Annotated in this window: 21 protein-coding genes; 5 read left to right on the forward strand and 16 right to left on the reverse strand. The window is 64.1% G+C overall.

Features of this window, described 5'->3' with window-relative positions; all coding sequences use genetic code 11:
- Positions 1–5: 5 nt before the first annotated feature.
- From DSAT_RS08260 to pspA, 3 genes are all read right to left on the reverse strand, one after another.
- On the reverse strand, positions 6–377 hold the full coding sequence (locus DSAT_RS08260) for a PspC domain-containing protein (protein ID WP_020887039.1): 372 nt from the start codon (positions 375–377) through the stop codon (positions 6–8).
- A complete protein-coding gene (locus DSAT_RS08265; RefSeq protein WP_020887040.1) occupies positions 367–597 on the reverse strand; it encodes a hypothetical protein in 231 nt (76 codons plus the stop codon). Before DSAT_RS08265 ends, DSAT_RS08260 begins: the two co-directional genes overlap by 11 nt.
- A gap of 132 nt (positions 598–729) precedes the next feature.
- A complete protein-coding gene (gene pspA, locus DSAT_RS08270) occupies positions 730–1407 on the reverse strand; it encodes a phage shock protein PspA (RefSeq protein ID WP_020887041.1) in 678 nt (225 codons plus the stop codon).
- A gap of 168 nt (positions 1408–1575) precedes the next feature.
- Here pspA and DSAT_RS08275 point away from each other — a divergent pair, with 168 nt between their 5' ends.
- Positions 1576–2619 carry a sigma 54-interacting transcriptional regulator gene (locus DSAT_RS08275; protein WP_020887042.1) on the forward strand — a complete coding sequence of 348 codons (1044 nt, stop codon included), beginning with the start codon at positions 1576–1578 and terminating at the stop codon, positions 2617–2619.
- 50 nt (positions 2620–2669) lie between these two features.
- On the opposite strand, the gene DSAT_RS08280 is transcribed toward DSAT_RS08275, so the two are convergent.
- The 5 genes from DSAT_RS08280 to DSAT_RS14865 form a co-directional block, all read right to left on the reverse strand.
- Entirely contained in the window at positions 2670–2870 is a 201-nt protein-coding gene (locus tag DSAT_RS08280; protein ID WP_020887043.1) for a hypothetical protein, read from the reverse strand.
- 58 nt (positions 2871–2928) lie between these two features.
- Complete coding sequence (locus tag DSAT_RS08285; RefSeq protein WP_020887044.1) at positions 2929–3357, reverse strand: hypothetical protein; 429 nt, start codon at positions 3355–3357, stop codon at positions 2929–2931.
- Positions 3358–3430: 73 nt separating this feature from the next.
- Complete coding sequence (locus DSAT_RS08290) at positions 3431–3802, reverse strand: hypothetical protein (RefSeq protein ID WP_020887045.1); 372 nt, start codon at positions 3800–3802, stop codon at positions 3431–3433.
- Positions 3803–3889: 87 nt separating this feature from the next.
- Positions 3890–4630 carry a complement resistance protein TraT gene (traT, locus tag DSAT_RS08295; RefSeq protein WP_020887046.1) on the reverse strand — a complete coding sequence of 247 codons (741 nt, stop codon included), beginning with the start codon at positions 4628–4630 and terminating at the stop codon, positions 3890–3892.
- Between the two features lie 30 nt (positions 4631–4660).
- Positions 4661–6877, reverse strand: coding sequence for a S1C family serine protease (locus DSAT_RS14865; protein WP_020887047.1), 2217 nt, complete (start codon positions 6875–6877; stop codon positions 4661–4663).
- 351 nt (positions 6878–7228) lie between these two features.
- Here DSAT_RS14865 and DSAT_RS08305 point away from each other — a divergent pair, with 351 nt between their 5' ends.
- Together DSAT_RS08305 and DSAT_RS14870 are read left to right on the forward strand one after the other, a co-directional pair.
- Positions 7229–7483, forward strand: coding sequence for an amphi-Trp domain-containing protein (locus DSAT_RS08305; RefSeq protein ID WP_020887048.1), 255 nt, complete (start codon positions 7229–7231; stop codon positions 7481–7483).
- 88 nt (positions 7484–7571) lie between these two features.
- Positions 7572–8705: an amphi-Trp domain-containing protein gene (locus DSAT_RS14870; protein ID WP_020887049.1), complete on the forward strand. Its 1134-nt coding sequence runs from the start codon at positions 7572–7574 to the stop codon at positions 8703–8705.
- A gap of 6 nt (positions 8706–8711) precedes the next feature.
- Here DSAT_RS14870 and DSAT_RS15850 read toward each other — a convergent pair whose 3' ends face one another.
- Positions 8712–8843 carry a hypothetical protein gene (locus DSAT_RS15850; protein ID WP_020887050.1) on the reverse strand — a complete coding sequence of 44 codons (132 nt, stop codon included), beginning with the start codon at positions 8841–8843 and terminating at the stop codon, positions 8712–8714.
- A 613-nt stretch (positions 8844–9456) separates the two neighbouring features.
- On the opposite strand from DSAT_RS15850, the gene DSAT_RS08315 reads away from it, so the two are divergent.
- Positions 9457–10365, forward strand: coding sequence for a PEP-CTERM sorting domain-containing protein (locus DSAT_RS08315; protein ID WP_020887051.1), 909 nt, complete (start codon positions 9457–9459; stop codon positions 10363–10365).
- Between the two features lie 184 nt (positions 10366–10549).
- Here DSAT_RS08315 and DSAT_RS08320 read toward each other — a convergent pair whose 3' ends face one another.
- On the reverse strand, positions 10550–13228 hold the full coding sequence (locus tag DSAT_RS08320; RefSeq protein WP_020887052.1) for a bifunctional acetate--CoA ligase family protein/GNAT family N-acetyltransferase: 2679 nt from the start codon (positions 13226–13228) through the stop codon (positions 10550–10552).
- A gap of 186 nt (positions 13229–13414) precedes the next feature.
- On the opposite strand from DSAT_RS08320, the gene acs reads away from it, so the two are divergent.
- Entirely contained in the window at positions 13415–15406 is a 1992-nt protein-coding gene (gene acs / locus DSAT_RS08325; protein ID WP_020887053.1) for an acetate--CoA ligase, read from the forward strand.
- Between the two features lie 161 nt (positions 15407–15567).
- Here acs and DSAT_RS08330 read toward each other — a convergent pair whose 3' ends face one another.
- The 6 genes from DSAT_RS08330 to tmcD all read right to left on the reverse strand — a co-directional run bounded on the left by DSAT_RS08330 (position 15568) and on the right by tmcD (position 20116).
- The gene (locus DSAT_RS08330) at positions 15568–15918 is read right to left on the reverse strand and encodes a NifB/NifX family molybdenum-iron cluster-binding protein (RefSeq protein ID WP_020887054.1); all 351 of its coding nucleotides are present in this window, start codon (positions 15916–15918) and stop codon (positions 15568–15570) included.
- Positions 15919–16043: 125 nt separating this feature from the next.
- Complete coding sequence (divK, locus tag DSAT_RS08335; protein ID WP_020887055.1) at positions 16044–16400, reverse strand: DVU0259 family response regulator domain-containing protein; 357 nt, start codon at positions 16398–16400, stop codon at positions 16044–16046.
- Positions 16401–16422: 22 nt separating this feature from the next.
- Positions 16423–16800, reverse strand: coding sequence for an acidic tetraheme cytochrome c3 TmcA (tmcA, locus tag DSAT_RS08340; protein WP_020887056.1), 378 nt, complete (start codon positions 16798–16800; stop codon positions 16423–16425).
- 50 nt (positions 16801–16850) lie between these two features.
- Positions 16851–18170 carry an electron transfer complex ferredoxin TmcB gene (tmcB, locus tag DSAT_RS08345; protein ID WP_020887057.1) on the reverse strand — a complete coding sequence of 440 codons (1320 nt, stop codon included), beginning with the start codon at positions 18168–18170 and terminating at the stop codon, positions 16851–16853.
- Positions 18171–18182: 12 nt separating this feature from the next.
- Entirely contained in the window at positions 18183–18842 is a 660-nt protein-coding gene (gene tmcC, locus DSAT_RS08350; RefSeq protein WP_020887058.1) for a TmcC family electron transfer complex membrane anchor subunit, read from the reverse strand.
- 11 nt (positions 18843–18853) lie between these two features.
- Complete coding sequence (gene tmcD / locus DSAT_RS08355; RefSeq protein ID WP_020887059.1) at positions 18854–20116, reverse strand: electron transfer complex subunit TmcD; 1263 nt, start codon at positions 20114–20116, stop codon at positions 18854–18856.
- Between the last annotated feature and the right edge of the window lie 59 nt (positions 20117–20175).

Genomic DNA, 20175 nt, shown 5'->3' on the forward strand with positions numbered 1-20175 from the left:
GCCGCTCAGCGTCGCAGGCGGCGCTCCCAGTCGAACTCACGGCTCGTGACCACGTCTTCCATGCGCCGGATGCGCCGCTCCAGCGTCTCGAAACGGCGCTTTAAGCCTTTGAGGGCGGCGCGTGGCGAGGCGGCATAGGTGTCGTAAAGGTCGCGCGCCTCGGAATCGGCGATCTCCATGGGCGGCTCGGGCTTGAGCAGCAGCGCGGCCAGAAGATATACACCCACGCCCGGCCACACGCCCGTGAAGAGTGTCACCATAACGTAGACCACGCGTATCCAGAAGAGTGAAAGGCCCGAATAGGCGGAAAGACCCTTGAGCACGCCAAGCAAAAATCCGTTCCGGGCGCGGTAAGGTCCTGGCCGATCAGCGTTCATGAGGTTTCTCCCGTTCCATGAGCAAGGTTTCCAGGGAGTCCACGCGTTTTTCCAGGCGTTCCATGCCCTGGTGCAGTTCCTGGGCGAGGCGGGCTTCCTCGTCGCGTGAGGATTTGCCCGTCCGGCCGCGAAAGAGCCAGATGACGCCGAAGATGAAGGCGAAGACCAGTATCAGGCGCAGGGTGGTGAACAGTTCGGTGACAAAGGCGTCCGCGTGCATGGCGACTCCGGGATGCGGTGATGGTCGAGGTTCTGGGGCCTTCGCAGCATAGCGCACGAACGCGGAAACGGGCAAACCCGAATCCGGGCGTAAAGGGCGAGCCCAACTCTTCCGGGCGGCTCGCGCCGCGCGCTACGCGCGCGGCTCCCGCTCCAAATCTCGCTTGATGCTCGAAAGTTCACGCTCCACGTCCTCGTCGCGCTCAAGCTGCCGGAATTCGTCCTCCAGATCGGAGCGTTTTCCCCGAGACAGCCCCTCCACCTCGGCTTCGGCTTCCATGCGCTCGATCTCGCGCTCGAAACGATCGAAGCGCAAGAAGGCGTCGGACGATTCGGCGGCCTGGATTCGGCGACGGCAACGGGTTCGATGCTCGGCCCTGCCGTGCCGCTGCACGAGCATGCGCTGCTTTTCGCGCGCCGAGGCGAGCTTGGCTTCGAGCGCGGCGATGTCTTCCTGGGCCTGGCCCACCAGGGCGTCGGCCTGGCCCAGTTCCTCGTCCAGACTTTCGATGCGCCGCGCCAGGCGCTTCTTCTCGGCCAGCGCCTCGCGCGCCAGATCGTCCCGGCCCTTGCTCACGGCGAGCCGAGCGCGTTCCTCCCAGGTTCCAACCTTGGCGGAAAGAGCGTCCAGATCCCGGGCCACCGAAGCTCGGGCTGCCATGGCCGAGGCGCACGAAGCCTTGAGTTCGACGAGCGTCTCTTCCATCTCGCGAACCATGAGCCGGATCATCTTCTCCGGATCCTCGGCCTTGTCGAGCATGGAGTTCAGGTTTGCGCTGATGATATCCTTGAAACGGGAGAAGATGCCCATGACGATCCTCCGGTGTTCTTGCCGTCAAGATGAGCACGGACTGTGCCAGTCCATCGGTTTGTCGCAACCATCTGGCGCCATTCGAAATAATGTTTCAGGCATGACGCGAGATGTGTTTATTTTAGCCAAAATATGGCTATTTTAGCTGATAAGTGGTATAAATGACCAATGGAAGCGACGCTGTCATCCCCAGGATTCGAATTCCTCGGCGAGAGCGAGCCGGTGCAGACATTTCTGGACGACCTGGCGCGGGCTGCGGTCGTGGAGCGGCCGGTGCTGTTCGTGGGAGAGCGTGGCACGGGCAAGGAGTTGGCAGCCGCGCGGCTGCATTATCTCTCGCCGCGCTGGCAAAATCCGTTCATGGCGCTCAATTGCGCCGCCCTGGCCCCAAGCCTCATCGAGGACGAATTGTTCGGCCACGAGCCCGGAGCCTTCACCGGCGCACTCAAACGCCGCCAGGGGAGGTTCGAGGCCGCGCACGGCGGCACGCTCTTTCTGGACGAGATCGGCGCGCTGGCCCTTTCGGCGCAGGAAAAGATGTTGCGCGTGGTGGAGTACGGGCTTTTGCAGCGCCTGGGATCGAGCAACGAGAGGCGGGTGGACGTGCGCGTGGTGGGCGCGGCCAACGTGGACCTGCCGCGCTTGGCCGACGAGGGACGCTTCAAGCGCGATCTCTTGGATCGGCTGGCCTTCGTGGTTCTGACATTGCCGCCGCTTCGTGCACGCGGGGAGGACATCGAGCTTTTGGCGAGGCACTTCGCCCGCCGTTTCGCCCTGGAGATGGGCAGGGACGAGCCGGATTTCGCGCCGTCCGCGCTTGCGCGCCTCCTGGCCCACGACTGGCCGGGCAACGTGCGCGAGTTGAAGAACGTGGTGGAGCGTGCGGTTTTCTCGGCCAGGGGCGACCTCGTCGAGGAGGTGGTATTCGATCCCTTTGCATCGCCCTGGCGGCCCGCACCGTCAATTGCAGCGCGCGAAGTGGGCTCGGCGGCAGAAGAGCCCTCTGCCCAAGACGCCGACACGGGACGGTTGGCCGCTGTGGATTTGAGCAGGCCGTTGGCCGAGCAGGTGGAGAATCTGAAGATTTCGCTTGCGCGCGAGGCCCTGGTCCGCGCACGGCACAATCGCCGAGCCGCGGCCGTGATGCTCGGGCTGACCTATGACCAGTTCAGGGCGCTTTTGCGTCGTCACGCGGCCCGCATTCTCGAATGACGTGCCGCACGGCCGGGCCTAGGGGGTTGCTCGGCCTAAGGCGGCCCGTATCAGGCCACGCGGATGATGACGTGGCCCGCTGCATGCTCGGGCACGTATCCTTGCGTTGCGGGCGTCGTGATGACGTGGCCGGCAGGGCCGGGCGTGACGTGTCCGGCCGGCGAGGCCGTGACGTGCCCTGGAGGGCCCGCCGTGGTCATGCCCGGAGGACCGGCCATGGTGGCTCCGGGACCGGTTGTCAAAATGGCCATCTCGTTCCTCCCTGAAATGCTGCTCCCAGGATTTTCTACGTCTCCCGAAGCCGTCCGGTCAATATCCTTGCCCGCCCTGGGCAGGCGCATCGGCGGATTTGTCGAACTCATGTCTGAGAACGAGGAAGCCGAGCACGATCGCGGCCAGCAGGTGCAATGTCTGGGCCCCCATCCCGAAGGCGGAGGTGACGCCGATGTAGGCCAGGGCGTTCGCGGCCGCAAGGCCGAGGGCCACCGGGATGCCCAGCGCCCTCTTGATGACCATGAAACGCAGCCCGAGTGGCAGGACCAAGGCCATGATCCAACCTGCGACTCGCGAAAGCAGGGACAGGGCCAGCAGCATGGGCAGGCTCATGCCCAGAACTTCCGCGGCCGTGGCCAGTGTGTTGGCGGGATCGGGGAGGGCGGCGAGGGATGCGGCCGTCTCCACCACGGGCAAAATGCCCAGACTCACCGCCATGGCCGTGGGGTCGCGCCAGATGCGCATACGGTCTCCTTTGCGGCGTCTCGCCGCGAGACGGCCGGATTGATTGTCGCTCTCGAGCGCGTAACGGCCACGACTAGTCGTGGCCGTGGTACATCTTGGCTTCCGTCTTGGCCGGGTTCTTTTCCAGGCGGCGGTAGCGGTTCCTGGCCGTCTCGGCGAACATGCCCACGATGCGCGACATATCCGAATCGGTCCAGACCTCCTGGAAGGCCGGGCGTTCGGTTATTCCCGGCCCCAGGGCGAATCCGGGTTCGTTGTCTGGATCGAGGCAGACGTCCTCGAAGCGCACCGTGCCGTTTTCACCCATGGCGTTCTCGAGCAGTTCCTGGATCGTATAGACGAAGAACTTCTTCACGTCCTCCACGGATTCGGCCTGATCCAGGCGTTCACGGAAGATGGGACGAAGCTGGTTCTCAATCTTGGTGTAGGACATCTGCTTGGTCATGACGCCTCCTGACATGGCTTGAGTGCGAAAGGAATGCGAGCCATGCCGTAAGCATACATGTTTCGGCGTCCAGGGCAAGTGGCGCGGTCAGATCACGTCGGAGAGGATGCGCAGAAAGCGGCCGCGCACGCCCTCAGCCACTTCGCCTTGCGAGACCAGGCGGCCGCCCGCATAGGCCGCGATCCTGTTGTCCACCACCGAGTCGAAGCTTTGGTAATTGGTCTTGCGTTCCTTGAACTGGCTGCCCTCGAAAACGATGGTGGTGGACTTGTGGGCGCTTTTGTGGCGCATGACACCAAGCCGCGTGTCCGCGATGACGATGTAGGTGTTGTCCGTGGCGTAGCTGCCGAGGATCGCGCCCACCGTGGCTCCGGCCACGGTCCCGGCCACCGTGTGCCCAGCCTGGTTCCTGTAGCTGTAGCCGCCCAATCCCCCGGCCGCGCCGCCGATGAGCGCACCTTCGGCGGCCATGTCCTGGCGGATCTGTCCGGAATAGGTCACGTTCACGTCCAGCCGGAGCCCGAAGTCGTCGCCCTGCGTGGGTTCGTAGCCCTTGGCCGCATACGCCTGTTCCAGGCGTCCCTTGAGATCGTAAAGGTCGAAGCTCGGGTCGCCCGAGGTGTTGCGAATGACGACCTTGATCTTCCTGTTCTCGAACTGCGAGGAGTCGATGACGATGTTGCGGGCGATGGCCGAGCCGTAGAGGATGCCGGTATCCGGGTCCTTGACCATACCCATGCGCTGTCCCGAGGGAGCGCAGGCGAAAAGCCCGGCAGCCAGGACGAGGGCCAGGGCCGAAAAGGTGAGGCAACGTGCGAATCGGATCATATGCCATGCTCCGTTTGGTTTGAGAGTGTCCTATGTGCGCGGACGCACGCCCCGTTTATGCAGGAATTCCAGGACCTCGGAGTAATGGATGAAGAAGTTGAGATTCTGCGAACCCCGCTTGGTCCAATCGCAGACGGCCACGACTTTGTCGTTGAGAAAGACCGGTCCGCCGGAATTGCCGGGGTTGGCGGCCACGTCGGACTGCACGTAGAGCACGGGCCTGCCCAGATCTCCGTAAGCGCTACGGGCGCGGCGCACGGCGCTGACGACCCCCCGGGTGATGGTAAAGTCGAAGCCTTCGGGGTGGCCGATAAGATCGACCTGCGAGCCCAGGTCGAGTTCGTTCGCGCTGTAGAAGGTCACGGGAATGCCGCGCTTGCTGACCTTGATCAGGGCCAAGTCGAGACGTACGTCGTGAGCCACGACCGTTCCGGTCATCTCGATGCCGTCGTAGTTCTTGAGCACCGGCACCTTGGTGCCCTCGACGACGTGATAGTTGGTCATGACCATGTCCTCGGCCACGTAGAACCCGGAGCCTGACCCTCCCTTGAGGTTGTGGATCTTGACCACGTGGTCGAAGCGCTGGTCGTTGCGGGCGTCGGTGAAGGTGCGGGCGGCGGCGGAGGCCAGGGCCAGGTTGCGGTCCGCCACGAGCGTTTCCATGACCTGTCCCAGCGAGGCGATGCGCTCGGCCTGGTCCGCACCCTTGCCGAACTCGGCCAGAATGGCCGAGAGCGGGACCACAAGCGGTTCCTTCTCATAGTCGAGGACGGCATTTTCCGATGCGTGCTGCGCGTAGAGGTTCTCCTTGTTCACGTCCGTTTCCTGGACGTCGTAGACCACGGAGAACGAATTCTGGATGCGGGCGTCGAAGGTGTCGCTGAACATGGTCATGGCGCGCTTATCGATGACGTAATAGTTGACCGTGGCATGCTTGACGGAATCGACTTCGATGCGGCGCACCGAGTAGTCCTGATAGACCGGATCCTTCAGCGTTCTGGGCGTGTTCACCAGCTTCTCTGTCAGGTCTTCGACCTCCTGGCCCAGGGCGGCGGCAGCGATCGCGTCGGCTATCTGCGCGAAGGCGGCCAGCCCGTAGCGAGGGATCGAGGCCCGGATGTCCGCGGCGGTCTTGCGGGCCGAAGTCTGCTCAAGCTCCAGCCTCGTTTTTTCGTATTCGGGGTTGGGAATCTCCTTGTACCCGGCCAGAAGGCGCGAGGGAATCATTCCGCCCTCGGCCATGTCGCGGTCGGTGCGGGCCATGGCCACGCTCATGACCACGAGCACGTCGGCGGCTTTGGCCCCGGCGCCGTCGAAGGCGCTTTCCAGGGGAGCGGCCTCGACATCGAAGGGCATGTCCACGTCGATGTGCAAGGGGAATTCGATCTGTTTTTCTTGGATCAGGGTGGGGCTGGTGACGTTGACGACCGCGATCTTGATCTGCTCGATGCGGGCAAGGGGCATGTCCGCCTTGCGCACGTCGGCCGCCGCCTTGAGCAGCGCGGGGATGCTCGCGGCCTTGGGATCTCCGCCCACGAGGCTGCAGAAGTAGTTTTCCGCCACGTTCTCCTGGCAGGCCGCGCCCAGGTCGCCCCTGTAGGTGGCGTACATGGCCGCGATGTCGCGCGGGGTGGCCGCAGCCAGCCGCTCCTGGATGCACTCCCGGTTCCTGGCCAGAAAGCTTTCCGCGTCCAGGGGCACCGGGTAGTCGCTGAAAAAGTGGCTGTCCTCGAAGATGGGGTAGGAGGCGAATGCCTCGTCTGCGCCCGCCTCGACCCGCGCGATCAGCGTTTTGTGCGCTACAACGAGTGCGTCGAAACCGGCGGGTTTTTGGTCCGGCAGGGCGAGCACGGATTGCGCCTGGACGTGCTCAATGGTCTGCCCGGCGTCGTTCAGCAGTGCGCGGATGGCCAGCCAGTCCTCGTGCGGGGCGGGCCAGGACGTCTTCCCAAAGCCATCGAGCAAACTGGCGATCTTGGGCTCGATATCCTGCCGCAGCGCGCGGGCCAATTCGTCGATGAGGGCCTTGTCCTTGGCCTTGGCCGGGTCGAGGACGGCGGAGTGGGAGTTGTAAATCGTGGATGCCTCGTCGACCTTGCCCTCGGCAAGCAGTTCGGCGATGTGGTCGTCCGGGCCGTAGAACATGTTGTATTGTACTTCGCCATGCTGGCCGGTGCTCTTGCAGCCCACCAGCATGGCGAAGAGAATACAACTCACCATGATCGCTGAAGCTTTTGCGCAGCGCATGAAACCCCTCCACCGAAGCTGTTTTTGTGAATGGATGTCGGCTCAGTTCTGGACAGCCGCTATAAGCTAAAACACATGAATGGTAAAGCCTGTATTAGGTGTAGTGGTATTGGGGGGCGGGCTGATCCAAAAGCGCCCACGCCCGCGTCGCTGGATCGTCGCGCAACCGTCACCATGGTCGGGGCATGGTGGGATAGGGTGCCGATGCGGGAAGCGATTCCCGCGCCCGCGTCTTGACGTCATGACGCGTTCGGCTTAGGCGTGAAAATGTGGAAAGATTCGTCTGGCATTTGCCGGAATCTGGCGGAATCTGACGGAAAATGCAGCCAAGCGAAAGCGAGGGAGACGCCGATGTCCAAGTCAAAGCTTTTCGAGATCGAGGAAACGCAACTCACCTACAACGCGGCCGTGCTCTTGCACCACATCGCCGACGGTCTGGCGCGCGGCAGCCTGCGGCTCAACGACGGCAGCGGCGAGCACGTCCTGGAAGTGGGCAAGCAGGTCAAGGTTTCGTGTTCGGCCAAGAGCAAGGAGAAGTCTGACGGCTTCAAGAACAAGCTCGAAATCGAGGTCACGTGGTACGCCCCGCTGGAGGGCTCCCGCTAGCAGGGACGTTTTGCGCTCCGCCTACGGGCGCGGGCAAAACCGCCGCTTTTCGCGGCGGAGCAGGCGCGAACGAGGAGGATGACGAGCCATGGAAGCCAAGGCCATGCGTGTGGAGGGGCTGCTTCGCGTCGCCGATGCCGGAGCGGTGCTGTGCAATCTGGGCGAATGCCTGATGGCGGGCGAGATCGCCGTGGCCAGGGAGGGAGTGCTCGTGCGCCTCGCTCCGGGCAGGCTGGCGCAAGTCTCGTTCAAGGCCAAGAGCCGTGCGGGCAAGGGCAAGCTCGGACTGAAGCTGGAATGGAGCGCCGCGCCCGGCAAGGACGGCGACATGGAATCCTTCCCGCAACTCGCCGTGATGCATGGGGTTCGCGTCGGCCCCGGCGAGATCGTCGCGCCGAAGCTGCTCAAAAAGCTCGCGGCCAAGGGCCGCGTGAGCGCGCCGCGCGTGGCCGCGCTGCTCGCCGATCTGGCCATGGGGTTTGGCACCGGCCGCGCGGACATCGTCGGCGAGAAGGGGCTGGTCAGCATGTCGCCCGGCGACACCGTGGCCGCGAGCCTGAAGCTCAAGGCCGGGGAGAAGGGGCAGCGGCTTTCGCTCAAGCTTTTCTGGGGTCCGGACGTGCGCGGCGAGACGAGCGACGTGACCGCGTTCTTCACGCCGCCCAGGCAAGGCGTGGTCGCGCCGGGCGGGGTGCCCGGCTCCGCCTGCAAGAATATTTTCGACGGCCCGCAGAGGCCGGGCGAAAGTGAGTCAGGCGGCGTCGATCCAGCCCGGATGTGGGAGCGCGCTCAGGCTGCGGGCAGGCGCGACGAGGCCGAGGCTGTGGCCGTGCGTGAGCAGGCCGGTTCCCCGGCCATGCGGCCCGAGGCGGGGTCTTTGGCCATGCGCCCGGAAGCCGGGTCCTTGGCCACGCGGCCCGAATCTGCCTCTCCGGCGATCAGGCCCGAGCCCGCCCTGCCGTCGCTTCGCACCGAAGGCGCGGCCCCGGCCGCTGCCGAAGCAAAGCCCACGCCACCCGCCCCGGCGAGCGCGGCGAAAAAACCCGCTCCGGCGAAAAAGCCCGCGCCGAAATCCGCTTCGAAATCCAAGCCGCCATCCAGCGCGAAAAAAGCGTCGCCCGCACAACCGGCAACGGGCAAGGCTTCGGCCAAGCCCTCGGCCAAGAAGCCCGCCCCGGCCAAAAAGGCGGCTCCGGCCAAGACTCCGGCCAAGGGCAAATAAACCGCGTCAGGGCCGTCGCGTGGCCCACAGCCCCACGATCAGGAGGATGAGCGCCCCGGCCCCGCCGTACCATATCCTGTTCTCGTACAGGAACGAGGTGAACCGCATGTAGGCTTCGGTGAATTCGGCAGGCTGCATACCCACATCCTATCCCCGCCGCCCCCGCGCGTCGAGAGGGGAAACGTCAGTGTGCGCACGTGTTGCGAGCAGGCGTCTCCGCCATCCCCTGCGTTTCGAGGGGGAAACAGTTTGTTGTTGGTTGCAACTTGCTGTTGATAGCCGCCGCCCTGTGTGACGCGGGAAAAGCGGCCGCAGCGCAACGCCGCCCGCCAAGCGCGGCAATGTAAGATGAATGTTATTTCTGTACGCATATCCTGCGGCAACTGCTGTGAGTGACCTTGGAGATGCAGGACAAGATTGATGTTCGAGCCTATATTATTCTTAAAACTGTAAAAGTATTCGACGCATTGTCGAGAGTCCATACAATGCAATACATTCCTCGGTATTGATATCATGATTAAGCGCATGAAATCATTATGACGCTATAATTTGCATAATTATTGCAGCTGTATTTTGTCATACAAAAACCTAGTCCGCTCGCATCTCCTCTCCTCATTGGCTCATCCTCCGTTTCTTTCTCTTTCTCTCCATCTCTCTCTTGTTTTTGAAGTCTGTGACAACCGCTTTGCAGACGAAGCGTCAGGTACCATTAACATCAGACGCCTTTGGTATGAAAAGAGGAGGCAAAGAGATGAACAAGCTGTTGCTGTGCCTTATCGCGTTATGTGTACTTTTTTCAGGGCAGGCCTTGGCTGGAACTAGCGGACAGATCGGTAAAAAAGGAAAAATAAAATATCGCTGGAATCAAATTATTCCCAATGATACCGGGCAAGAGGTTAACGATCTCCACATTAGCTTGAAGCAAGAAGAAACTGACGTACATTTCACAGGAATCTGGGCAAAATGTGACCAGTTCACTACTTTGAAGGGCAAGTTGGTTGGTGATCACAATGCGGAGATGAATCTGTCCGGGGGCACACTCGCCCCGCGCAACACTGCAATTGTGGGCTTTATTGTTGATATGAACAAGAAGAATAATATTTGGGTGAGTTGGGATTGGACAAGAGATACTGTCCCCATTCCGATGGCCAAGAAAAAGGTTGGGGCGGTTGTTAGAGATCCTGTAAAAATCCCAAAAAGTAGTGGTGAAATCAGAACTCTAGCGGATGGTCAAGGAGACGACGGTGATGTTGACGATTTTATCCACAAAATAATCATATACAATGATTTTGAAGCTACTGACATATGGTTGGAGCATTTCAATCTCCTAGCTTCAATGACGTACTATGATGAGCTGTCAGCCATCGATTTCAGCGTCGCAACAAATGCCGTGGACAGCCCCGTAGTGATCCCCATAGGCGGGTCGTGGACATATGACTTTGAGACAATAGGGCCATACTGGGGCGGACACATCTACTTTGACTTCACAATCGCTTATCTGGCTGATCCCTTTGCGGCTGACCCGGAAATCTACCGTACTCAGATCGTCGGCGACCACCCGGTTCCGACGCCGGAGCCTGCCACGGCCCTGCTGCTCGGGGCAGGTTTGGTCGGATTGCTGAGGCTCAATCGAAGGCGTCGGCACCAAGGGGACAGTTGATCACCGAGTTCGCCGGATGGCGATGCCGTAGCCCTCGTTGTGGCTGGTCACCCAAATCGCCGCGACTTGATCCTTTGCGCCACGCATTGGCTTAGCCATTACCAAGTCAAAGGGTCCCGGCAGTTTGCCGGGACCCTTTTTTCGTCCGAAAGGGGGCTGTCTCCCCATGTCCCCTCATGTCCGCTTAATTCATCCGCAGCCGCATTTTCACCAAGTCGTCCTCGTAGATCACGTTGATCTCGAAGCCGAACTTCTTGGCCAGGCCGACCATGCCCTTGTTCTCCGGCAGGGTCTCGGCCGTGAGCCAGGTGGTGCCGCGCGCCTTGGTGTAGCGGATGATCTTCTCCATCAGCAGCGACCCGAGCCCCTGCCCCTTCATGTCCGTGGCCACAATGATCGCGAACTCCGCCTCGGAGTTGTCCGGCTTGGTGCTCGTGCGCACCACGCCCAGCGTCTTCGGCGTGCCCCGCACCTCCGTTGAGGCGATGAAGGCCATCTCGCGGTCGTAGTCGATCTGCGTGAACTTGGGCATGTCCGAGAACTCGAAGTTCTGCACCACCCCAAAGAACCGAAGTCGCAGGTCGTCCTTGTCCAGGTTGCGCACGAACTCCAGGTGCGCGGGCGCATCCTCGGGCCGGATGGGCCGCAGCGTGACCCGCTGGCCGTCCTTCAGCGTCACGCACTCCTCAAGCTCGCTCGGATAGGGCCGGATGGCCAGCCTGTCCGCGCCCTCGCCCTCGTAGGGCGCCACCCAGACCTGCGCCGAGAGCGCCAGCACGCCCTTGTCGTCCGCGAACAGCGGGTTGATCTCCAGGGCCGCGATCTGCGGCACGTCGATGATGAGCTGCGTGACCTGGATGAGCGTCAGGCAGACGTCGTCGAGGTCCACCTGCCGCGCGGTGTCCGTGGTCTTCAAGAGGCGCGAGATGCGCGTGCGGTCGATGACGTCCTGGGCCAGGGCCATGTTCAGCGGCGGCAGCGACACGGCGAAATCCTTGATGACCCGCGAGGCCAGGCCGCCGTGGCCAAAACGGACGGTGGGGCCGAAGACCGGGTCCACATACATGCCGATGTACAGCTCGTGCGCGCCGGGCCGCCGCCCCATCTGCTGCACGGTGAAGCCGCTGATGTGGGCCGTGGGCATGTGGCGGTGCAGGCGATGGGCCACGTGCGCGGCCGCGTCCCAGACCTGCTCGGGCGTCTCCAGGTCCAGGGCCACGCCGCCCATCTCGAAGGGCTGCCTGACCTCGGGCGAGCGCACCTTGAGCGCCACGGGATAGCCCAGCTCCTCGGCCGCGAGCACGGCCTCGCGCGCGCTCTTGACCACGCGCGTCTCGACCATGGGCACGCCGTAGGCCGTGAGCAGCTCCTTGGTCTCGGGATCGGTCAGCCGCGCGCGTTCCTCGGCCAGGGCTTTTCGCACCACCTCGCGCGCGTGCGTGGTGTCCGGGAAGAAGTCGCGCGGCAGCGAGTCCGGCGTCTCCATGAGCATTTCCTGGTTGCGCCGGTAATGCACCATGTGCAGGAAGGCGTGCATGGCCTGGTCCGTGGTCTCGAAGGTGGGCACGCCCTCCTCCTGCAAGATGGCCCTGGCTTCGCGCGAGCGGTTCGCGCCCGACCAGCAGGCCAGCACCGGACGCTTGGTGCGCGAGGCCATCTCGGCCACGGAGCGGGCCACTTCCTCGCCCTTGACCCCGGCGAAGGGCACGTGCGCCACGAGAACGGCGTTGACGCCCTTGTCCTTGACCAGCAGCGAGAGGGCGTCGGCGTACATGCGCGCGTCGGCGTTGTAGGGCAGGACCACGGGATTGTCGCCCGCGCGGTCGCGGCGCACCACCTTCTCGATCTCGGCGGCCGTCTCCGGGCCCACGCAGGCCAGGGGCGCGCCGCCCTTGAGGCAGGCGTCGGCCGCCAAAAGGCCGGTGGAGCGGCCGTTGGTCAGGATGGCCAAGGCGTCGCCGTGCAGCGGCAGGGCGCGGGCCAGGGTGCGCGCGCCGTCGAACAGCGAGTCGATGTCGGGCACGCGCACGATGCCCGCGCGGCGGAAGGCCACGTCGTAGATGGCGTCGGACTCGTCGTCCAGGGAGAACAGGCAGTTGTCCTCGCTCGTGTCCTGGGCGAAGACGTCCTCGGGCTTCATGACCAGCACGGGCTTGTTGCGCGCGCCCGCGCGCGCGGCGGACATGAAGCGCCGCGCGGCCTGCACGGACTCCACGTAGAGCAGGATGGAGCGCACGTTGGGGTCCGAGCCGAGCCAGTCGATGACCGAGGCGAAGTCCACGTCGATCTGATCGCCCAGGGAGATGAAGTGCGAAAAGCCGATCTGGTTGGCCTTGGCCCAGTCCAGGACCATGGTGAACAGCGAGTCGGACTGGGTGACGAAGGCGATGCGGCCGGGCAGGGCGGTCTCCTCGGCCAGGGAGGCGTTCAGCCCCGAGCCGGGCACGATCAGGCCCAGGCACCCCGGCCCCAGGATGCGCATGCCGTATTCGCGGGCCGCGGTCAGCACGTCGTTCTTGAGGTCCTCGCGCGCGTGGGGGCTCAAGGCCCCGAAGCCGGGGCCGAGCAGGGCGGCTGCGCGTGCGCCCTTGTCGCCCAGGCGACGCAAGAGTCCCGGCGCCTGGGCCGCGGGAGAGCAGATCAGGGCCAGGTCCGGCGGCATGGGCAAGGCCTCCACGCTCTCGTAGGTCAGCACGCCGGACACGGCTTTGGCCGTACGGGTGATGGGCATGACCGGTCCCTTGAAGCCGCCCGCGAGAAGGTTGCGCATGGCCAGGAACCCTGCGTTTCCGGGATCGCTGGAGGCGCCGACGACCGTGACGGCGCTCGGCTTGAACAGGGCGTCGAGATTGGAGAGGCTCATGTGGGCTCCGCTTGGCGAGTGCTTCGAGGTCCCGCGCCGTTCACGGGGCCCTTTTCGACCGTTTACCAAAAAAAGGTCTGGAATGAAATTCCCCGAAAGGTATAGACTTGGACCTTGACCCGCCCACTTCGGGCCGCCCGCTTCCGGTCTCGGCGGTCCGGAAAAAACCGTATGCGAGGTGACGGCATGAGCGAACAGTCCACCATTGAAAGCATGATGCACGAGGAGCGTCTCTTCCAGCCGCCCGAGGAAGGGCGCGCGAATGCCTTCGTCAAGAGCATGGAGGAGTACGAGGCCCTGCACAAGCGCGCTTCCGACGATCCCGAGGGCTACTGGGGCGAGCGCGCCACCGAGCTATTGGACTGGTTTTCGCCCTTCACCCGCGTTTTGGACGCCGACTTCCACAAGCCCGAGATCAAGTGGTTCTCCGGCGGCACACTGAACGTGGCCCACAACTGCCTCGACAGGCATCTGACCAACGGCCGCCGCAACAAGGCCGCCATCATCTGGCAGGGCGAGCCCGAGGAAGACGTCAAGGTCTACACCTACCAGATGCTGCACACCGAGGTCTGCCGCTTCGCCAACGTGCTGCGCAAGATGGGCGTCAAAAAGGGCGACCGCGTCTCCATTTATCTGCCCATGATTCCGGAGCTGGCCATCGCCATGCTGGCCTGCGCCCGCATCGGGGCCATGCATTCCGTGGTTTTCGCGGGCTTCTCCGCGCTGTCGCTGCAAAGCCGCATCCAGGACTCCGAGGCCAAGGTGCTGGTCACGGCCGACGCCGTCCTGCGCGCGGGCCGCACCATCTCGCTCAAGCCCAACGCCGACGAGGCCCTGGCCACCTGCCCCAGCGTGGAGCAGTGCGTGGTCGTGCGCCGCGCGGGCAACGAGATCAAGATGACCGAGGGCCGCGACACGTGGTGGCACGAGCAGATGGCCGCGCCCGACGTGCAGGGCGAATGCCCCTGCGAGCCCATGGAGGCCGAGGACACGCTGTTCATCCTCTACACCTCCGGCTCCACGGGCAAGCCCAAGGGCGTGGTGCACACCACGGGCGGCTATCTGACCTACGCCGCACACACGACGCAGCTCGTCTTCGACGTGCACGACGACGACGTGTACTGGTGCACGGCCGACTGCGGCTGGATCACCGGCCACACTTACATCGTCTATGGGCCCCTGGCACTTGGCGCCACCTCGCTGATGTTCGAGGGCGTGCCCTCCTGGCCCAAGCCCGACCGTTTCTGGAAGATCGTGGACAAGTTCAAGGTCAACATCTTCTACACCGCGCCCACGGTCATCCGCGCCTTGATGCGCGAGGGCGCGCAGTGGTGCGACGCCAACGACATGTCCTCGCTCAGGGTCCTTGGCAGCGTGGGCGAGCCCATCAACCCCGAGGCCTGGATGTGGTATCACGAGCACGTGGGCAAGAGCAGGCTGCCCATCGTGGACACCTGGTGGCAGACCGAGACCGGCGGCATCTTGATCAGCGCGCTGCCCTACGCCACGCCGCTCAAGCCCGGCTCGGCCACGCGGCCCATGCCCGGCATCGAGGCGGCCATCGTGCGCGCCGACGGCTCGGATGCCGAGCCCGGCGAGGGTGGGCACCTGGTGGTCAAGCGGCCCTGGCCCGGCATGCTGCGCGGCGTGTTCGGCGACCCCGAGCGCTTCAAGAAGACCTACTTCGAGCGTTTCGCGGGCATGTACGAATCCGGCGACGGCGCGCGCAGGGACAAGGACGGCTACTTCTGGATCATGGGCCGTCTGGACGACGTGATCAACGTCTCGGGCCATCGCATGGGCACGGCCGAGATCGAGTCCGCCCTGGTGGCGCACGAATCCGTGGCCGAGGCCGCGGTCGTGGGCATGCCCCACGAGATCAAGGGCCAGGCCATCTACGCCTACGTCACGCTCAAGGCGGGCGTGGACGAGTCCGAGGATCTGCGCAAGGCGCTCAAGGGCTGGGTGCGGCACGAGATCGGCCCCATCGCCACGCCCGAGGTCATCCAGTTCGCGGAAGGCCTGCCCAAGACCCGCTCGGGCAAGATCATGCGCCGCGTGCTTCGGAAGATCGCGGCCGGCTCCACGGGCGCGGAGGACTTCGGCGACACCTCGACTCTGGCCGATCCGTCGGTCATCCCGGACCTGATCTCCGGCAAGCAGAAGCTGGTGAAATAGCCGGTCCACGCCATCTTACGCCAACGGGGACGCCCTTCGGGGCGTCCCCGGTTTTTGCTGCGGGCGAGGTGGGGGGAATTCCGGATGAAGTCCGCGCGTTATTCGTCGGGCGCGGCCTTGGGGTGGGTGGCGTGCGGGCCTGGGTGGCCCGGTTTGGCCGACTAGGATCGTTGTCCGGGTGCCTTCGGCGCGCCGGGCAGGCGCAGGGCGTCGAGCCCGCCCTCGGTGAAGGCCCTGAGCACTTCCGGCGTCTCGCCGCCGAGCCAGGCGTGGACCTTGATCCCACCCCCGTGCAACGCTTCGAGGTAGTGTGGCGAAACGCCTCCGCAGACAAGGGTGTCGATGCCGAAGCAGTGCAGGGTCAAGAGAAGGTTGGCGGGGCCGCCGCCGGGCATGGGGCTGTATCCCTTGGGCGTCGCCGCGTGGCCCCGGACCTGGAAGAAATGGAGTTCGGCGGCGTTTTCGAGCAGCGCCGCGAGGCGGTTGCCGTATGTGGCGAGGCACAGGTTCATGGCTCCCCTTTTCGGTCCGGCTGGGTTGGGATGGGCGCGTTCCTCGTCCGTTTGTCTTGAACGCGGGCGTGAAACGCGCCCATTATCCCGTTGGCCGTGCTCGCAAAAGACCGCCGCCGCATTACCTATTTGCCGATGGTCTGCTCCACGATCCTGAGCACATGCTCGGGTTCGAAAGGTTTGTTGATGGTCGCAACGGCCCTGCGGATGGCCAAGTGGATGCCGGACAGCCCGCTGATGACGATCACTGGCGTATCCTTGAATTCCGCCTTCTGGGAGAACTTGCGGAAAAAGCGCGGCCCCCATTCGTTGGGCATCTCCAGGTCCAGGGTGATCAGGTCCGGCCTCTCGCGCTCCAGGATGTCCATGGCGGCCTCGCCGTCGGGAGCGCTGCACGTTTCGTAACCGTTGTCGGCAAAGAGCGTGGTCAGATACTCCACGATGGCCGGATCGTCGTCCACGACCATTATCTTCTTGGCCATGTAGCGCCTCCTTGTGGCTTGATCAGTTGTGGCACTCGCCGCAGGTCAGCGGCCCATTGCCCGCATCGTGGTGGCAGCCCACGCATTGCCGGTGGTAGGCCCGCATCAGCGGCGTCCTGCCCGGCGCGCCTTCCACGGGGTGGCACTCGACGCAGGGCTGGCCCGGCGTCTCGAAGGTCGGATCTGCCTTGCCGTCCGTTTCGCCGTGGTGGCACACCCCGCACTCGAAGAGCCCGGCCTTGTCGTTGTGCTCGTCGTGCTTGAACGTGGCCTCGGACCGTTGCGGAGAGGGGAAGACGGTGTTTGGCACCCGCTCCATCTCGTCCTGGGAGAGCGCCGGAAGCGCCCAGGCCAGACCGGCCAGGAGCGCCGCCACCGCGAAAAACCTCATATGTTGCATGGCTTTTCCTCCTCGGGTTCGCCGCGCAGGGTTTTCCAGGCCCGCGAGGCCTAGGCCTCGGCCGGCCGCTCCATGTTGGCGTAGATAACATCACCAAGGAACTTGATTTTCATGCCCAGCTTGAAGTGGTGGATGATGTCTTCGAGTCCGCCATGGCAGTTGTGACAGGGCGCGATGACCGTTTCCACGCCGGTGGCCTTGAGTTGGTCGGCCTTGGCCTTGTTGCCCACAATGCGCACGTTCTTGAACGGCGGGCCGCAGTTGATGACGCCGCCCCCCGCGCAGCAGCACAGGTTGTGCTCGCGGTTGGGGGTCATCTCCACCACGTTGTCGTACAGGGCATGGACCACCTCGCGCAGCTTGTCCATCAGGCCGCGTCCGCGAATGACGTTGCAGGGATCATGGATGGTCACGGGGCCGGGCTGTTTCTGCGCGATGCGGATTTTGCCCTGGTCCAGGAGTTCCCAGAAGAACTCGATGGAATGGACCACCGGCACCGGGTGCATTTTCCAGCCCAGCCAGCGGTTGCCCACGTCGTAGACCGCGCGGAAGGCGTGGCCGCATTCGCCCATGACAATGCGCTTGACGCGCAACCTTTGCGCGGTCTCGAAGTGATAGCGTTCCACCCGGCCCATGATCTCGAAGTCACCCGAGAACATGGCCATGTTGCTGTTGTCCCAGCCTGGGGTGGCGGGCATGGTCCAACTGCATCCGGCGTTGTGGAAAATGGCCGCGGCCTGGTAGATGAGCTGGGTGCGGAACTTGGGCTCGGGCGCGATGACCGAGTACATGAAGTCCACTCCCTCAGTCTCCAGGGGGATGCGCAGATCAGGGAACTCGGCTCTGGCTTCGTCCTCCTGCCATTGCAGGCTGTCGGTCCATTCGTCGTCCTTGACCCACATCTGGTTCAAGACGGCCGAGTGGCTGTGCGTGGTGTCCTGGATGTACATGGGAGTCATGCCGAGTTTGGAGCACAGCCGCCGCACCACGGTCATGATGTAGGCCGTGTCGATGCCCAGGGGACAGTAGTGCATGCAGCGGCGGCACAGGTTGCACTCGGTGTAGGCGATCTGGGCGCAGTCGGCCAGGAAGCGCGGCTCCACGCGGCCTCCCTGGCGCAGAAGTTCCCACATGGTCTGCCGCACCTTGCCCACGGGCGAATAGCTCGGGTCGCCGTCGTGGGAAATGCAGTAGTGGCAGGCGGGCGCGCACATGCCGCAGCGCACGCAGGTTTCGACGTAGGTTTTCAGGCGTGCGCCGGTCTCTCCGGCGAGCAATGCCTGAAAGGTTTCGGCTATCCGGTCCGGGGTCAGGCGCTCAATGCCCCGCGCGAGCCCCGCGTCCTCTATTCGTCTGGTTTCGATGCCCATGGCTGCCTCCCGTTACCAGTCCTTGGCGTGGCGGACTCCGCCGAATTCCGAGCCCATGTAAGCGCGGGTGAAGAGACCGAAGATCATGTGTGAGAGCCGGGTGAAGGGAATGGCCACAAGCATGAGTTCGGCCGAGAGGATGTGCAGCGTGGCCATGGTCAGCGGCGGCCCTACCTGGTGGTAGGCCAAAAGGCCCGTGGCGAAAGGCAGGAAGACCACGGCGAGCACGATCCAGTCCTGGGTGGAGGTCACGTAGCGCACGGTGCGGTTGAAGAAGCGGCGGGCCGCGAAGAAGATGCAGGCCGCCACGACCAGCATGGTCATGACGTCGGTTACCGCCTCGGGCAGCGTGGGGTATTCGATGCCGTGGTAGAGGTCGAGCAGCACCACGTGGGCCAGCAGGAAGATTGGCGTTACGATCAGGCAGATGTGAAAGATGAAGGTGACCACGGTCAGCGCCGGATTCTCTTTCCAGCCGAGTGAGCCGAAGGGCACGAGCCAGTGGCCGATGGAGCGAAGACCGTAGCGCCAACTCATGTAGCTCAGGAAGGGCGCGTCTTTTTTCTTGGCCAGGCTGTACATGGCCACAAGGCGCGCGATCGAGCCCAGGAAGAAGACGGCGAAGGCGCCCCAGGCCAGCGGGCCGACGGCGAATTCATAGAGTTCTCGCATGGCAGCCTCCTTCAGGCGTGGAACGCGTCCGGCGAGGCCACGACGCGCATGCATTTTCCGCCGGAGATGCCCCGGATGAGCACCTTGCGGCCGTCGGGGGAGAAGACCGGGGTGAAGGCGTGGTCGAACCACTCCTTGTAGACCATGTCGTCGAGGACCACGGTGCGTTTGCCGTTCTTTTCCACCACGGCGGCGACGTGCGCGCCGTCGTCGGAGAAGACGGGCGCAAAGGCCATGTCGTAGCGGCCGCCCCAGGCCTTGCCGTCCACACAGACCGCGAACCGAGTGTTGTTCTCGCTGGTCAGGCAGGCCGCGCGGCCGTTTTTGGCCACCACGAGATCGGTGACCACAGGGAAGGTGGCGCTCCACGGTGCTCCATTCACGGCCACGGTAAACGCGCCAAAGCTCGGGGCCACGATGGCCGCCGTGGTCCGGCCGTCCTCGGAGAAGGTCACGTGCCACAACTGCGAATAGACGGGAGCCCAGGCGACGTGGTCGTCCACGGCCAGGCCCCAGGCGCCCTTGATGCGCACCGGCGCGTTGACCTGCCCGGTGGCGGGGTTGAAGGTCGGCTCCCAGACGCAGGCGTAGGTGCCCTTCCAGGGCACGCCGTCCACGGCGATGCCGTATTCGTAGAGGGAGTGGCGCACGGCCGCGGCCACGCGCGAAGCCGTCGAATCGAAGGCCGGGTTCCAGGCGTTGACGAAGGGGCGGGGCCAAGCCTCGCCATTGACCGCGATGCTGTAGACACCCTCCTGAAACGTGAAGATGTCGGCTTGGCCCAGGGATTTGACCTGCACCGAGGCCGCGCTCGAGCCGCCGTCCTCGCTGAGGACGAAGTCCGTGGCGTTCTCGTGCAGCGTCTCCCATATCGCGCCATCCACGACCATGCCGTACTCGCCGTCTTGCTGCACGCAAGCCGCGATGACCGACCCATCCTTGCTGAAGCGTGTGCCCCAGACGTAGCTATGCGTCTCGTCCCAGGGCGTGTCGTCCACGGCCACGGTCCACTCGCCGTCACTCTGAGCCAGGGCCGTGAGGCGTCCGTCAGGTGAATAGCGTGGGTACCAGACTTTCTCGAAGACGTTTTCCCACATCTGGCCGTTCACGCAGAGCGTGAATTCGGCCTCCCCCACGCAGGCCACGGCGGCGAAACGTTCGCCGTCCGGCGAAACGTGGGGTTCCTCGACCCATTGTGCGGTAGACGAGCAGTCCCGCAAGTCCGCGACGATGCGGCTTCCGGACTCCCAGTCCCACGACGCCCTGTTCTGCATACGCGCTCCTTTGCTCGTGCCCTTGGTTCCGGTTCCGGTCCCGCCCGGCGCACGCGGCG

Source organism: Alkalidesulfovibrio alkalitolerans DSM 16529, assembly GCF_000422245.1.
Classification (GTDB): domain Bacteria; phylum Desulfobacterota; class Desulfovibrionia; order Desulfovibrionales; family Desulfovibrionaceae; genus Alkalidesulfovibrio; species Alkalidesulfovibrio alkalitolerans.

Coding starts and splice junctions, on each gene's coding strand:
- DSAT_RS14870 (WP_020887049.1), top strand. CDS start 7,572: ATGGAAGCCAAGGCCATGCGTGTGGAGGGGCTGCTTCGCGTCGCCGAT.
- tmcA (WP_020887056.1), bottom strand. CDS start 16,800: ATGCAACATATGAGGTTTTTCGCGGTGGCGGCGCTCCTGGCCGGTCTG.
- tmcD (WP_020887059.1), bottom strand. CDS start 20,116: ATGCAGAACAGGGCGTCGTGGGACTGGGAGTCCGGAAGCCGCATCGTC.
- tmcB (WP_020887057.1), bottom strand. CDS start 18,170: ATGGGCATCGAAACCAGACGAATAGAGGACGCGGGGCTCGCGCGGGGC.
- DSAT_RS14865 (WP_020887047.1), bottom strand. CDS start 6,877: ATGCGCTGCGCAAAAGCTTCAGCGATCATGGTGAGTTGTATTCTCTTC.
- DSAT_RS08320 (WP_020887052.1), bottom strand. CDS start 13,228: ATGAGCCTCTCCAATCTCGACGCCCTGTTCAAGCCGAGCGCCGTCACG.
- DSAT_RS08330 (WP_020887054.1), bottom strand. CDS start 15,918: ATGAACCTGTGCCTCGCCACATACGGCAACCGCCTCGCGGCGCTGCTC.
- pspA (WP_020887041.1), bottom strand. CDS start 1,407: ATGGGCATCTTCTCCCGTTTCAAGGATATCATCAGCGCAAACCTGAAC.
- DSAT_RS08280 (WP_020887043.1), bottom strand. CDS start 2,870: ATGGCCATTTTGACAACCGGTCCCGGAGCCACCATGGCCGGTCCTCCG.
- DSAT_RS15850 (WP_020887050.1), bottom strand. CDS start 8,843: ATGCAGCCTGCCGAATTCACCGAAGCCTACATGCGGTTCACCTCGTTC.
- DSAT_RS08305 (WP_020887048.1), top strand. CDS start 7,229: ATGTCCAAGTCAAAGCTTTTCGAGATCGAGGAAACGCAACTCACCTAC.
- tmcC (WP_020887058.1), bottom strand. CDS start 18,842: ATGCGAGAACTCTATGAATTCGCCGTCGGCCCGCTGGCCTGGGGCGCC.
- DSAT_RS08290 (WP_020887045.1), bottom strand. CDS start 3,802: ATGACCAAGCAGATGTCCTACACCAAGATTGAGAACCAGCTTCGTCCC.
- DSAT_RS08285 (WP_020887044.1), bottom strand. CDS start 3,357: ATGCGCATCTGGCGCGACCCCACGGCCATGGCGGTGAGTCTGGGCATT.
- DSAT_RS08260 (WP_020887039.1), bottom strand. CDS start 377: ATGAACGCTGATCGGCCAGGACCTTACCGCGCCCGGAACGGATTTTTG.
- traT (WP_020887046.1), bottom strand. CDS start 4,630: ATGATCCGATTCGCACGTTGCCTCACCTTTTCGGCCCTGGCCCTCGTC.
- DSAT_RS08315 (WP_020887051.1), top strand. CDS start 9,457: ATGAACAAGCTGTTGCTGTGCCTTATCGCGTTATGTGTACTTTTTTCA.
- DSAT_RS08265 (WP_020887040.1), bottom strand. CDS start 597: ATGCACGCGGACGCCTTTGTCACCGAACTGTTCACCACCCTGCGCCTG.
- DSAT_RS08275 (WP_020887042.1), top strand. CDS start 1,576: ATGGAAGCGACGCTGTCATCCCCAGGATTCGAATTCCTCGGCGAGAGC.
- acs (WP_020887053.1), top strand. CDS start 13,415: ATGAGCGAACAGTCCACCATTGAAAGCATGATGCACGAGGAGCGTCTC.
- divK (WP_020887055.1), bottom strand. CDS start 16,400: ATGGCCAAGAAGATAATGGTCGTGGACGACGATCCGGCCATCGTGGAG.